This window comes from Flagellimonas lutaonensis, assembly GCF_000963865.1.
In the GTDB taxonomy this organism is placed as follows: Bacteria; Bacteroidota; Bacteroidia; order Flavobacteriales; family Flavobacteriaceae; genus Flagellimonas_A; species Flagellimonas_A lutaonensis.
This window is the reverse complement of sequence record NZ_CP011071.1, coordinates 2,232,221-2,246,502: the sequence shown is the minus strand read 5'-3', so window position 1 is coordinate 2,246,502 and position 14,282 is coordinate 2,232,221. Positions and strand designations below refer to the sequence as shown.

General features: G+C 45.4%; 11 protein-coding genes. All 11 read right to left on the bottom strand.

Features of this window, described 5'->3' with window-relative positions; all coding sequences use genetic code 11:
* Positions 1-184: 184 nt before the first annotated feature.
* The 11 genes from ftsZ to VC82_RS10435 are packed head-to-tail and all read right to left on the bottom strand — an operon-like array spanning position 185 to position 14,258.
* Positions 185-2,146, bottom strand: a complete 1,962-nt coding sequence (gene ftsZ / locus VC82_RS10485; protein ID WP_045802334.1) for a cell division protein FtsZ — start codon at positions 2,144-2,146, stop codon at positions 185-187.
* Between the two features lie 36 nt (positions 2,147-2,182).
* Positions 2,183-3,508, bottom strand: coding sequence for a cell division protein FtsA (gene ftsA, locus VC82_RS10480; protein ID WP_045802333.1), 1,326 nt, complete (start codon positions 3,506-3,508; stop codon positions 2,183-2,185).
* A gap of 3 nt (positions 3,509-3,511) precedes the next feature.
* Positions 3,512-4,231: a cell division protein FtsQ/DivIB gene (locus VC82_RS10475; protein ID WP_045802332.1), complete on the bottom strand. Its 720-nt coding sequence runs from the start codon at positions 4,229-4,231 to the stop codon at positions 3,512-3,514.
* The gene (murC, locus tag VC82_RS10470) at positions 4,221-5,573 is read right to left on the bottom strand and encodes a UDP-N-acetylmuramate--L-alanine ligase (protein WP_045802331.1); all 1,353 of its coding nucleotides are present in this window, start codon (positions 5,571-5,573) and stop codon (positions 4,221-4,223) included. The genes VC82_RS10475 and murC overlap by 11 nt, the downstream gene beginning before the upstream one ends.
* 27 nt (positions 5,574-5,600) lie before the next feature.
* Positions 5,601-6,710 carry an undecaprenyldiphospho-muramoylpentapeptide beta-N-acetylglucosaminyltransferase gene (gene murG / locus VC82_RS10465; RefSeq protein ID WP_045802330.1) on the bottom strand — a complete coding sequence of 370 codons (1,110 nt, stop codon included), beginning with the start codon at positions 6,708-6,710 and terminating at the stop codon, positions 5,601-5,603.
* Positions 6,697-7,905 (bottom strand): FtsW/RodA/SpoVE family cell cycle protein, encoded by a 1,209-nt coding sequence (locus VC82_RS10460; RefSeq protein ID WP_045802329.1) that lies wholly within the window; start codon positions 7,903-7,905, stop codon positions 6,697-6,699. The genes murG and VC82_RS10460 overlap by 14 nt, the downstream gene beginning before the upstream one ends.
* Before the next feature lie 3 nt (positions 7,906-7,908).
* Positions 7,909-9,243, bottom strand: coding sequence for a UDP-N-acetylmuramoyl-L-alanine--D-glutamate ligase (gene murD / locus VC82_RS10455; RefSeq protein ID WP_045802328.1), 1,335 nt, complete (start codon positions 9,241-9,243; stop codon positions 7,909-7,911).
* A 1-nt stretch (position 9,244) separates the two neighbouring features.
* The gene (mraY, locus tag VC82_RS10450) at positions 9,245-10,465 is read right to left on the bottom strand and encodes a phospho-N-acetylmuramoyl-pentapeptide-transferase (protein WP_045802327.1); all 1,221 of its coding nucleotides are present in this window, start codon (positions 10,463-10,465) and stop codon (positions 9,245-9,247) included.
* Positions 10,466-10,471: 6 nt separating this feature from the next.
* Entirely contained in the window at positions 10,472-11,935 is a 1,464-nt protein-coding gene (locus VC82_RS10445) for a UDP-N-acetylmuramoyl-L-alanyl-D-glutamate--2,6-diaminopimelate ligase (protein ID WP_045802326.1), read from the bottom strand.
* Positions 11,932-13,941 carry a penicillin-binding protein gene (locus VC82_RS10440; RefSeq protein ID WP_045802325.1) on the bottom strand — a complete coding sequence of 670 codons (2,010 nt, stop codon included), beginning with the start codon at positions 13,939-13,941 and terminating at the stop codon, positions 11,932-11,934. The genes VC82_RS10445 and VC82_RS10440 overlap by 4 nt, the downstream gene beginning before the upstream one ends.
* Complete coding sequence (locus VC82_RS10435) at positions 13,941-14,258, bottom strand: FtsL-like putative cell division protein (RefSeq protein WP_045802324.1); 318 nt, start codon at positions 14,256-14,258, stop codon at positions 13,941-13,943. Before VC82_RS10435 ends, VC82_RS10440 begins: the two co-directional genes overlap by 1 nt.
* Positions 14,259-14,282 lie beyond the last annotated feature (24 nt).

Sequence of the window (14,282 nt, the reverse complement as noted above, 5' to 3'; positions counted from 1 at the left end):
TGTTTTTGAAAGTAGTAGAGAAGAAATTATTTATCACCCCATCTACGTCACCAATTTGAAATCGGCCCTGCCATGCGATAAGTCAGGCTTTCAAAAATGAGAGGCAACCTCATAAAAAAAACCCGAAAATTTATTCAATTTCCGGGTCTTAAACCTTCTTTTTAGGAAGGCAAATTAAACACTACTAATCAACATTGTCATGCAGAAATGAGTTGTTCGAACGCAACTGCATTTCGTCATTGCTATCTTCGCTTAGGGTGGTTCGTGATACCTTTTTCTCTTTGGGCACCTCGTTAAGATCGACCCCATGACGCTTGTAAGCAGGTTCTTTCTCAATTTCGTCCACGTTGTTCATGTTGTTCTTGAACTTGTAGTTGAAATTTTTCAGCTTTCGTCTGCGCTCATCGGCCCTACTTTTCAAGAGGTCTTCTATTGAGCTTTCAAACGGGTTGACATTATTTTCTTTCGGTGCATTGCCCCCTTGTGAAGCCTCGGTCTTTACAACTTTCTTTTCAAACACCAACTCATCTTCTATCAGTTTGGGTTCGTGTGTCTCTGCTAGCGACTTGGCACCTGTAAGCTTGTTTTCAAGCTCCATATACTCTTGGAGGTTGTACCGTGTTTCCCCATCTTTCCGGTAATCGATTACAGGGTTAACCTCTATGTATTCGTTCACATCCATATCTTTGACCTCATCGCCCAAATCAAAGGTCACGGTGTGCTGTTTCTCGTTTTCAGTTTCTTCATCTCTATTCAAGGGCATATCGAACGCCAATGAGAACTGGTCTTCTTCCTCTTTTTGTGATGAAACCTCTTCAGGATCGATGACCTCAATATCATTTAAAATACTCTTGGCCTCTACGATGACGAAATCGTCCTCAACATTCTCAGCGACCACTTCTTCGTAGAAAACATTGAAGTTTCTGATATAATTGGTGGTCGGAATCAAGGGATCCTCTTCTTCAGGCATCGACTTTTCATTTTCGACGTCCTCCATATCATCCTCTAAACGATGTTTAATAACGGGCTCCTCTACCTGCGCACTGGCCGTAGGGGTCATTGACTGCGTCTGTTCGGTCTGCAGTTCTTGTTCGGCCCTTTGCTCATCTTCCAGGGTATGGATGATCTTTTTCGATTCGGTGTTGACAATATCGTTCTGCTGGTCTGCCGTAAAACCAGTAGCTATGACCGTAACGGCAATGGCATCGCCCAAATCTTCATCTTCGCCCACACCCATAATGATGTTGGCACCATGACCAGCCTCAATCTGTATATGGTCATTGATTTCACCAATTTCATCAATGGTGATTTCTTGCGCACCTGAAACAATCAACAGCAACACGTTCTTGGCACCCGTAATCTTGTTGTCGTTGAGCAATGGAGAATCCAATGCTTTCATAATGGCCTCAGAAGCCCTGGACGAACCCGATGCCGTGGCCGATCCCATAATGGCCGTACCACTGTTGGATAGTACGGTTTTGGCATCGCGCAGGTCAATGTTCTGCGTATAATGGTGGGTAATGACCTCTGCAATGCCCCTGGCCGCAGTTGACAATACTTCGTCCGCTTTGGAGAATCCTGCCTTAAAACCAAGGTTGCCATATACTTCGCGTAGCTTGTTGTTATTGATCACAATCAACGAATCAACATTTGCCCGCAACTTTTCAATACCGATTTGGGCCTGCTTGCAACGCATTACACCTTCAAATTGAAACGGAATGGTGACAATGCCCACGGTCAAAATATCCATCTCACGTGCCAGTTTGGCAATGATCGGGGCAGCTCCCGTTCCGGTGCCCCCACCCATACCAGCGGTGATGAACGCCATCTTCGTGTTGCCCTCGAGCATACTCTTTAATTCTTCCATGCTCTCGACAGCTGCCTGTTCACCCACTTCAGGATTGGCACCCGCACCCAACCCTTCTGTCAATGAAACGCCCAACTGAATCTTGTTGGGAACCGGACTGTTCTGTAACGCTTGGGCATCGGTATTGCAGATGACAAAATCGACCCCATTGATACCGGCCTGAAACATATGGTTGATGGCATTGCTACCACCGCCGCCGACGCCGATTACCTTTATGACGTTGCTCTTGTTCTTTGGTAGATCAAAGGCTATGTTGTCTAATTCAATGTTCTTGCTCATGATGTTTTTCTTACGGGTTATTTTTGATGGATGTTTTTATTCTGCGTTATCTAAAAAGTCTTTCAGTTTTTCTGACCATTTGTCAAAAATGCTCTTTCGTTCTCTCTGAACGCTGCCGCTCTGTGATGCCTTGGCTTCTTGGCCCATCACCATTTCTTCCGGTTCTGAATCGGCCCCGACCAGCTCTTTCCTGTTCTCTTTCCCATTTTTAAGGGCGTTCATCAACAGCCCCACGGCAGTTGCATACAACGGACTGGCGATTTCCTCATCGGAATCACCAGCCAAATGTTCGTTCGGGTATCCGATTCGGGTATCCATTCCGGTTATATATTCCACCAACTGCTTCAAGTGCTTCAATTGGCTTCCGCCGCCGGTCAACACGATTCCTGCAATCAGTTTTTTCTTTTGGTCTTCATGACCATAGTTTTTAATCTCTACATACACCTGCTCAATTATCTCGACCACACGGGCATGTATGATCTTTGAAAGGTTCTTTAAGGTAATTTCCTTTGGCTCTCTTCCTCTTAACCCGGGAATGGAAACTATTTCGTTGTCTTTATTTTCTCCCGGCCATGCCGAACCGAATTTGATCTTCAACAACTCAGCCTGTTTTTCTATGATCGAGCAGCCCTCTTTGATATCTTCGGTGATTACATTGCCACCAAACGGTATCACCGAGGTATGGCGAATGATGCCGTCTTTGAAAATGGCAAGATCCGTAGTGCCGCCACCAATGTCTATAAGGGCCACCCCGGCCTCTTTTTCTTCTTGGCTGAGCACCGCTTCGGCCGATGCCAAAGGTTCCAAGGTGATGTTGGCAAGGTCGAGCCCGGCGCTTTTGATGCACCTGCCGATGTTTTTTATGGAGGATACCTGCCCTACCACCACATGAAAATTGGCTTCCAACCTACCGCCGTACATGCCAATGGGCTGTTTGATCTCTGATTGCCCGTCGACCTTGTACTCTTGCGGAAGCACATGAATGATCTCTTCCCCGGGAAGCATTACCAATTTATACACTTGGTTGCACAGCCTATCGAGATCGTCTTCATTGATCACTTCTTCTGAATCGGGGCGGGTAATATAATCACTGTGCTGCAGGCTTCTAATGTGCTGCCCGGCAATACCTACCACCACAGACCCGATCTTGAGTCCCGAATTGACCTCTGCTTGTTCTACAGCCTGTTGAATAGACGAGATTGTTTGGGTGATGTTGTTTACCACACCGCGGTGAACGCCCAAACTCTTTGAGCGGCCCGTACCCAACACCTCTATTTTGCCATATTCGTTCTCTCTACCGATAATGGCCACAATCTTGGTGGTACCGATGTCTAAACCAACTGAATAATTACCTTGTTCCATAACCTAAATTTTCGTGCAAACCACTTGATTATCAAATTCTAGACTCACAACTGCATATTTCTCCAATGTCTTGTCTTTGGCAGCCTTAGCATAAAAGGCCATAAAATTTTTGAACTTTTCGTTGAGATTTTTGACCCCGCCCAGATTCACTACAAAATTCTCCATCCGAAACTTGAGCTGGTATTTGCCCTCATCTTCGATGTGGATGCCTATGACGTTCATCCGTAGAAAATCATCTTTGTTGATGTATTCTAAAATGACGTACGCATCTTCAAGGCTCTTGCCCGTTATCTTGCCCGTAATGATCGGCACTCGTGCCGAGTGGTTCTTAGACAGCGGCATACGTCGGCCTTGGTTATCCAAATAGAATTTAGTGGCCCCCTCGACCCGACCGATGGGTCTTCGCTGAACGATTTCTGTGATTAAATCTCCGTTGACGGTAAAATAGACTTGGGCACTTTTGACCATAGGATTAGACTCAACTAGCTGCTCTATGGTATTCAAAGCTACCTCTTCTTTGGGCCTATTTTTTAAGCTCCCATAATTTTTCATTAACAATTTATTAACCGCACCCTCGGTCAAGTACAAAGCGTTGTCTCCCAGAAACTTGATGTAAATTTTGTTGATGGTTCTCGCTTTGCTGCGGTGGTCGGAAAAACCATAAAGGCCGATGATGGCAATTGCCAACACCATCAATTTTATGTAATCGCCTCTAACTCGCATATAACAATTGTCTTTTGATGTTGGGCACCTCTAAACCGATATCACCGGCACCCATGGTGACCAAAACATCAGGTTCATATTCTTTTATTTTTTCAACAAGATTTTGCTTGTTGACCAATTCTTTATTTGGATGCTCGATCCTGCCCAACAACCATGATGAGGTAATACCTTGAATGGGTTCTTCCCTAGCGGGATAGATATCGAGCAACAGCACCACATCAAATCTTGCCAGGCTCTTGGCAAAACCATCGGCAAAGTCTTTCGTTCTAGAAAAAAGATGTGGCTGAAATACCGTAACCACTTTCTTCTGCGGGTGCATCTCACGTACGGCACTGTGTACCGCCTCTATTTCTGTCGGATGGTGGGCATAATCATCAATGAAGACCAAGTTTTCTTGCTTGATTTGATAAGAAAATCTGCGCTGTACCCCTTTAAAGGTACCCAAGGCCTTCGCAAGCAGGCTGGGTTCAACTGGAAGTTGCGCCGCCATGGCAAAAGCCGCCAAAGCGTTGAGAAGGTTATGCCTGCCCGGTTTGCCAAATTGTACATCGGTCAACGTTTCGGTAGGCGTTCTCAAGTCAAATCGATACGCCCCTTGCTGAACGTTAATATTGCGGATCTCAAAATCAGAACCGTCTTCAATACCAAAGGTGATACCCTTTATCGGAAGCCCGTTTTTAACAAACAGTCTTCCATTTGGCTTCAACCGTTTGGTAAATTCAACAAATGATTTTTTCAGTTCATCGGCATTGCCATAAATATCGAGGTGATCGGCATCCATCGAGGTAATGCAGGCCATATCGGGCGACAGGTGCAAGAACGAGCGGTCATACTCGTCTGCCTCTACCACTGCATTTTCAGTGCCCTCGAGTACAAAGTTACTATTGAAGTCTTCTGAAATGCCGCCCAGAAAAGCGATGAAAGGCATGCCAGACTCTTTGAGCAAATGTGCCAAAATGCAGGAGGTGGTGGTTTTACCATGGGTACCCGCCACCGCAAAACAAAACGTCTCTTTTGTGACCATGCCCAATACTTCGGCCCTCTTTTTAACGGCAAAGCCCCTATCTTGAAAATACTTGAGTTGCGATAAATCTTTCGGTACGGCAGGGGTGTAGACCACCAATGTATTTTCAGGCTTCTTGAATTCTTCGGGAATCACGTCAAGGTTGTCCTCAAAATGAACCAAAATACCGGAAGCGATCAGTTCATCGGTGAGCGGGGTCGCCGTTTTATCATAACCGGCCACTTGCTTGCCCGCAAACTTGAAATAGCGCGCCAATGCCGACATGCCAATGCCACCTATACCCAAGAAATAGATGCTATGTATTTTATTCAAGTTCAAATCAAAGTATCATGTTCCGTTTAAAACTCACCCTCTTTTGCCGTCTTTATGGTTCAACAACTTCTCCACTTCATCGACAATCTGTTCGGTCGCCTTTGGCATCGCCAACTTTTTAATGTTTTCTGCCAATAGCCTTTGTTTGCTTTCTGACCGTACCAACTCTTCAAACACACCTTCAAACCGATCGTCCAAATCCCTTTCCTTTAACATCAGGGCTGCCTTTTGGGCCATCAATGCCTCTGCATTTTTGGTCTGGTGGTCTTCCGCTACATTTGGCGAGGGAACGAAAATCACTGGTTTGCCTACCAAGCACAATTCAGAGACAGACCCCGCCCCAGCCCTAGATATGATCATATCGACTGCTGCATAGGCATACTCCATTTGGTCGATAAAGGCCTTGGTTCTGACCCTGTCCGATTCATATTTCTTGTATTCTTCGTAATACAGTTTGCCACACTGCCAAACCACTTGGATACCCAAATTTTTGATGAACACAAGTTCACTTTCCACTAATTGGTTGATGCGTCGTGCCCCAAGGCTTCCGCCTAGAACGAGTAAGGTCTTTTTTCCGGTTTTCAATCCGAAGTGCGACAATGCTTCCTCTTTATCAATGCCCAAATTCACCAAATCAGCCCGTACAGGGTTGCCAGTTTTTACAATTTTTTCCTTTGGAAAATAGCGCGCCATACCATCGTATGCCACACATATTTTTTCGGCATGCTTTGCCAACAGTTTGTTGGTAATGCCAGCATAAGAGTTTTGCTCTTGCAGCACACACGGAATGCCTTTTTTGGCCGCCATCTGCAACAAGGGACCACTGGCAAAACCTCCTGTGCCAATGGCCACATGGGGCTTGAAATCGTTCACTATTTTTCGTGCTCTCAACAAACTGCTTATCAGTTTAATGGGAAACAGCAGGTTTTTCACCGTTAGTTTCCGTTGTAATCCACTAATCCAAAGTCCTTCAATTGGGTACCCCGCTGCGGGTACTTTTTCCATTTCCATTTTATCCTTTGCGCCCACAAACAAGAATTCAGCATCTGGATGCCTCCTTTTCAGCTCGTTTGCTATGGCAATGGCAGGATAAATATGTCCGCCTGTGCCACCCCCGGAAAGAATGAATCTATAATTGCCCACTCAACACTTCTAAGGGATTGTTATCATCAATTTCAGGGGATGTTTCCCCAACACTTTCATTTTTTACACTGGCACTCAATACAATGCCAATGGCAAGACAGGTCATCCATATAGAGGTACCGCCCATACTGATCAAGGGCAAGGGCTGCCCCGTAACCGGAAACAACTGCACCACCACAGCCATGTTGATAAAAGCCTGTATTACAATGGGCAATCCGACACCCATTACCAATAATTTTGAAAATACGTTCTTGGCACCATTGGCCACCACCACGATCCTGAACAGCAACAACAGATAGAAGAACATTAGAGCCCCGCCGCCCAACAATCCATATTCCTCAATGATAATGGCGAAAATAAAGTCGGATGTGCTCTGCGACAACATGTTCTTCATCACGCTTTTGCCGGCCCCTTTGCCTACCAGTCCGCCCTGCGCAATGGCAATTTTGGCCAATGTGGGCTGATGGGTACTGTCTTTATCCGCAGCATCAGGATTCCAGAAGGTTTCAATCCTTGATTTCCAGGTAATGGCCCTCTCTCCGGGTATCACCTCAGGTGTTTTAAACAGTACAAACAAAAACATTGCTGCCAACACCAGGCCAGCCCCCACAATAGAGAGTAAATATTTTAGGGGATATCCTCCCAAGAAACATAAAACCAATACCAGAAAACTGATTATGGCCGCCGTAGAAAAGTTTTCGGGCAAAACCAAGAGAATAACCAAGGCCGTAGGAAGCCATAGCGGCAAAATGCTGTCTTTAAAGGTGATGGTGGTATCCTTTATTTTGGCCAAATACCTTGCCACCCAAATCATTAAAACCACAGAGGCCAAGGTAGATGTCTGAAAATTGACCCCGATGAACGGTATCTGAATCCAACGGTTGGCCCGAACACCCCCGATATTTGTCTCTACGGTTAAGGTATAGACCAACAACAGCAAGACTATGGGCAGTGCTATAATGGAGAGTCCCTTGAAATAATGGGCCGGTATACGGTGTACCCCATAAATGATTCCGAAGCCCAAGAACAGTAAAAGTGCATGTTTTACCAAGTGCCCGACCGTGGTACCGTTACCAAGCACATAGACCAAATTGGTGCTGGCACTGTACACCGGCAAAAAAGAAAACAAGCCCAATAGGGCCACTATGCCCCAAATAGCCTTATCTCCCTTTAAATTTTTGAACAGTGCCCGCATGGTCTATAGGTTTTTTACAGCTTGTTTGAACTGGTTGCCCCGATCTTCATAATTTTCGAACAAATCAAAACTGGCGCACGCCGGCGAAAGCAACACCGCATCGCCCCTTTCGGCCACCTTGTAGGCCACCTTTATGGCCTCTTCCATTGAGTAGGTTTCAACCATTAGATCGATGACATTTCCAAAGGTGTCCTTTAGCTTTGTATTGTCCATGCCCAAACAAACAATGGCTTTTACCTTCTCTCGCACCAAGGGCATTAAACTCGAATAGTCGTTGCCCTTATCGACCCCCCCGGCAATCCAAACAATTGGTTTTTTGATGCCGTCAAGGGCATAATATGTGGCGTTCACATTGGTTGCCTTTGAGTCGTTGATATACTCTACATGATTGATCTTCAATACTTTTTCAAGTCTATGGGGAGCCCCCTGAAATGCCTGAATACTTTCGCGTAAGGCCTCCTTTCTTACATTTACCAAGAGTGCCGCCATTGATGCAGCCATGGCATTTTTAACGTTGTGCTGGCCCTCAAGGGCCAAAAAATCAGTACTCATTTCAAAGGTTTTAGTTTCTACTTTTATTTTTATTGTTCCTTCATTCATCCAAGCCCCCTCTTTTAGCCTTGATTTAAGTGAAAAGGGAAGCAATTTTGATTGAACAGGATGTTTCTTTAGCCCTTCTGCTATTGCCGTATCATCTGCATCATAAATCAGATAATTATGCGGCCCTTGGTTCATGGCAATTCGAAACTTTGAAGCCACGTAGTTTTCAAACGTATACCCATACCGATCTAAATGATCGGGGGTAATGTTGGTGATGATGGCAATATGTGGCCTGAAGCCCGTGATGCCATCCAATTGAAAACTGCTGATCTCGAGCACATAGTGGTCAAAATCTTTCTCTGCCACCATTTTGGCAAAACTGTCGCCAATGTTGCCCGCCATACCGACATTTAAACCCGCCTCTTTCAGCAAATGATGGGTCAGCATGGTAGTGGTGGTCTTACCGTTGCTTCCTGTGATACCGATTATCTGGGCATTGGTATATCTCGAGGCAAATTCAATCTCTGAAATTACCGGCACGCCCCCATCAACTAGTTTTTTCACCAGTGGAACGGTATCAGGAATCCCAGGGCTTTTCACGACCAAATCGGCATTCAGAATTCGGGGTTCACTATGGTACCCCTCTTCCCATTCAATCTCATGATGTATAAGAACTTCTTTATATTCTTTTTTAATCTTTCCTCCATCGGAAACAAAAACATCAAACCCTTTCTGTTTCCCCAATAGGGCCGCGCCAACGCCGCTCTCACCAGCACCTAGTATAGCCAAGCGCCCCATTCTACCGTATCTTCAAGGTGACAATGCTCAAAATGGCCAACAGAATGCCAATGATCCAAAAGCGCGTCACTATTTTACTTTCGTGGTACGACTTTTTCTGAAAATGATGGTGCAACGGTGCCATCAAGAAAATTCGTTTCCCTTCACCATATTTTCGTTTGGTATGCTTGAAATAGGCTACCTGAAGCATAACCGACAATGATTCAGCAAAGAAGATTCCGCACAGCAGCGGTATCAACAATTCTTTGCGCACCATGATGGCAATCACGGCGATTACCCCACCGATGGTCAAACTGCCCGTATCGCCCATGAATACCTGCGCCGGATACGCATTGTACCATAGAAAACCCACCAAGGCCCCAACAAAAGCCGCAATGAACACTACCAACTCACCTACCCGGGGGATGTAAAAAATATCGAGGTAATCTGAGAATTGCACATTACCCGAAACCCAGGCAAAAATGCCCAAGGTGAGCACGATAATGGCAGAGGTTCCACCGGCCAAACCATCAATTCCATCTGTAAGGTTGGCCCCATTTGACACGGCCGTGACAATGAATATTACAATGGGAATGAACACCAACCAAGCATATTTTTTCGCCCCGTCTCCCATCCATGCAATAATGTTTGCATAATCCAACTCATTGTTCTTAAAGAAAGGAACGTTGGTACGAACGGATTTTTTCTCTTCGCCAATGACCTTCTCAACCCTAAAATTTTCGGTGATGACAGTCTTATCCTTTTCTTTCATGGTTACCTGTGGGTGAAAGTAGAGTACCGATCCCACGATGAGGCCCAGCACAATCTGTCCCATTACCTTAAATCGGCCCCTAAGTCCTTTTTTGTTCTTCTTGAATATTTTTATGTAATCATCTATAAAGCCTATAATGCCCATCCATAACATGGTCACAATCAACAGAATGACATAAATATTCTTTAAATCGGCGAAAAGCAGTACCGGCAATAGGGTGGCCAAAATAATGATGATACCGCCCATGGTGGGTGTCCCGGCTTTTTGCCGTTGGCCCTCAAGGCCTAAGTCACGAATGCTCTCCCCTATCTGCTTCTTTTTAAGAAAGAGGATGATCCACTTACCATAGACCATGGCTATTGTCAAAGAGAACAGTACCGCCATGGCGGCCCTAAAGGTCAAGAACCTGAAAAGGCTCGCTCCGGGAAATTGGTATTGTTGTTCTAGATATTCAAATAGATAATAGAGCATTCTTCGCTATTTATCGAGTTCGGCTAAGGCCTTTTTTACTTCCTTGAAATCATCAAATTCTTTTCGTACCCCATTGGTCTCTTGATAGGTCTCATGACCTTTGCCCGCCACCAAAATGATGTCTTTTGGCACGGCCAACTTACAAGCCGTTTTAATGGCCTGTTTTCTATTTTCAATGATGAGTACCTTGGCGGCATTCTGGGGCTCTACACCTGCTTCCATCTCTTCTATGATGCGGCTGGGGGATTCTGTTCTGGGGTTGTCAGAGGTAAAGATGGCGTGGTTGCTCATCTCTGATGCGATATGACCCATAACCGGACGCTTAGACTTGTCACGATCACCACCACACCCCACTACGGTGATGACGTTTTCATTTCCAGTCCTCAACGTGTTGATGGTTGTCAACACATTTTTAAGTGCATCCGGTGTATGGGCATAATCAACAATAGCCGTTATTTTCTTCTTTGAGATATAGTATTGAAATCTACCATCAACGTTCTCAAGCTCACTAATAAGCCGTAGAATTTCCATTTTTTCCAACCCCAACAAATCAGCAGTGGCGTAAATGGCCAATAAATTGTAAGCATTGAAATCTCCTATCAATTTAGACCAGAGCTCATTTTCCTCTATTTTCAACAATTGGCCATTGAATTGGTGCTCCAATATCTGTCCGCGGTAATCTGCGTACGACTTCAGGGCGTAGGTATATTTTTTGGCCTGGGTATTCTGCAACATGACCAGCCCATTCTTGTCATCTATATTGACCAGGGCAAAAGCACTTTTTGACAGTCCGTCAAAGAGTTTTTTCTTGGTGTCACGGTACTCGGCAAATGATTTGTGATAGTCAAGGTGGTCGTGCGAAAGGTTGGTAAAAATGGCCCCTTCAAAATGTAGGCCCTCGGCCCTTTTTTGGTGGATACCGTGCGAGCTTACCTCCATAAAGCAAAACTCGACACCTTCTTCGTTCATCTTATTCAAGTATTCATTGATGGTCAATGAGTCTGGCGTGGTGTGGCTGGTGGGGTATTCTTTGTCGTCAACCATGATTTTTATGGTCGAAATAAGGCCCACTTTATAGCCCGCATTCTTGAACAGGTTATACAATAAGGTCGTAACCGTGGTCTTACCATTAGTACCGGTTACCCCTACAAGTTTTAGGTTTTTGGAAGGATTTCCGTAAAAGTTCGATGCCATCATGGCCAAGGCCGATTGGCTGTTCTTTACCTCGACATACGTAATACCATTGACCAATACTTTCGGAAGCTCTTCGCAGACAATTGCCTTAGCTCCCTGCTCTACAGCCTTGTCAATATATTGGTGCCCATCGGTTGTCAATCCTTTGATGGCGACAAATACGTCGTCCATACCCACCTTTCTTGAATCAAAATGGACATGGTTGACCAAAACATTGGTATCACCACTGACAGCAGTGATTCCAGCTTTATATAATATGTCTTTCAACAACTTCATGAAAGCTCCAAAACAATTTTTTCAACTTTGTCGATATCGGTTCCCTGTGAAACCGACTGTCGTTTAACCCTGCCGTTGCCCCTTACCTCTACCTCTAGCCCAAGGTTTTCAAGAATTGAAATGGCATCCATGCCACTCATGCCCTTTACATTGGGAATCTTTTTATACTCTTTTTGCACATGCGCATAATAGCTTTTGTACTGCTCTTCTAGTTGCGGAACCTTGGGTGTCTCATCCTCTACCTCATCGACCAATGGCGAACTTGCGTAGATTTTTTGGGCCAGCGACTTGAAAACAGGTCCTGAGACATCGGCACCATAGTAACCCACACTCTTGTCGGGCTCGTGTATTACTACAATGCACGAGTATTTTGGGTTATCTGCAGGAAAGTATCCTACAAACGAGGAGATATATGCCAATTTATCGGGGTCTTTGGCCACATAGTTTTTTTGGCAGGTGCCTGTCTTGCCCGCCATTGAGAACTCTTTTGAGTACAGGCCATGGCCTGTACCATATTCCTTTTCAACCACATCTTTCAACAACTGCTGGGCCTTTTCGACCGTTTCCTTCGAGCAAATGGAGGGATTCACCACATCTTTGCCAAAACGCTTGACCACCTTATTGCCCTGCCGTACTTCTTTAATCAACCGTGGCCTTACAAACTCACCGTCATTGGCAATGGCGTTATAGAAGGCCAAGGTCTGCATGGGCGTCATTGACACCTCGTAGCCGTGCGACATCCATGCCAAAGAGATACCCGACCAGCCCTTATCGCCCGGATATCGGATAACCGGTTGCCCTTCGCCAATGATCGGAAGCCCCAAATCTACATGCAGCCCCATGTTCATTAGGCGGTTCACAAAACGTTCGGGTTGTTCTTTGTAGTTCTCGTGGATCATCTTTGCAAAGGCAGTGTTCGAAGAAACAGCAAAGGCCTCTGCCAACGAAATTTTGCCATACCCACCGTGCTTTGAATCCTTTACGGTTCTATCATAAACACGGTACCGGCCCTTTTCGGTATCGATAACGGCATTGGTGTCTATTACCTTATCTTCCAAAGCAGCCACCAATGACATCAATTTAAAGGTCGATCCCGGTTCATGCGATTCGCCAATGGCGTAGTTCAATTTTTCGTAGTATTTACCCTCTTTGGTTCGACCTAGGTTTGAAATGGCCCTTATTTCACCTGTCTTTGTTTCCATGACCACCACAGAGCCGTGGTCGGCATTATATTTTTCAAGCTGCGCCAACAGGGCATGGTGTGCAATATCTTGTATGTTGGTGTTGATGGTGGTCACCACATCTTGCCCATCTTGGGGCTCTACAATATTATCAAGGCCAATAGGCTTCCAACGGTTCTTGGCGATTTTCTGCTTTAACCGTTTGCCTTCCCTTCCCCTTAAATAGGGCTCTCCGAAGGCTCCGTCCAGACCAACCCTCGTGTAATACCCGTTTTCGTCGACCCGTTCGTATCCGATGCTGCGTGCGGCCATCTTGCCCAATGGATATTCGCGTACCACTTTATAGCGTTCTATGAACCCACCTTTATTGGGCCCTAATCTGAACAGCGGAAAATTCTTGATGCGGACAAAGTCCAAATAACCCACATTTCGCGCCACCAACTTATAGCCATTGCCATTGGCCCTGGCCTTTCTGAACAATTGGCGGTAATACGCTGAGGGCTTGTCAAATAGTTTTGCCAGTGAGTCGGCGAGGGCCGGCATATACTTTTGGAAATTTTCTTCAGACACAGTGTTGGCATCGAACCGAATCTCATATTTAGGAACCGATGCGGCAAGCAAACTGCCGTCTTCTGCATAGAGATTGCCCCGATTCGGCTCAATGGTGAACATTTTTTCAGTCTTGCCCAACGCCAAATCTTTGTAGTCAGGCCCTTTCACCATCTGTATATCTATGAGACGGTACAGAATAGCAGCGGAAAAGAGGAAGAGACAGGCCGCCACCAAGTAAAGCCTATTCATTATGTTTCTTTCGGTGACTGCCATTATCTAGTTGATTTTACCTTGATTCTTTTTGGAGGATTTTTTGCGGGCACCAAACCTCTGTCGGCCACCCTGACCTTTAGGGAAGACTCTAGCCTCAACTGCTGCACAGAACGCCGAACATCTAAAAACTCACTTCTGAGTTTTCGAACCTCTTCGTTGAGGGCGGCAATCTCATGCACTTTTTTATCGGCCCTATGACTACTTGATATCATAACGGTGGCCAGAAAGGATGCAAAGAGCAAAAACAGCCAGTTCTTGGGAGCGTCGCCGCTCACCAAAAACTTTCCGCGAAGTATGTCCAACAATCCTTTTTTCATTTTCAAGTGTTTCTACTTTTTAAA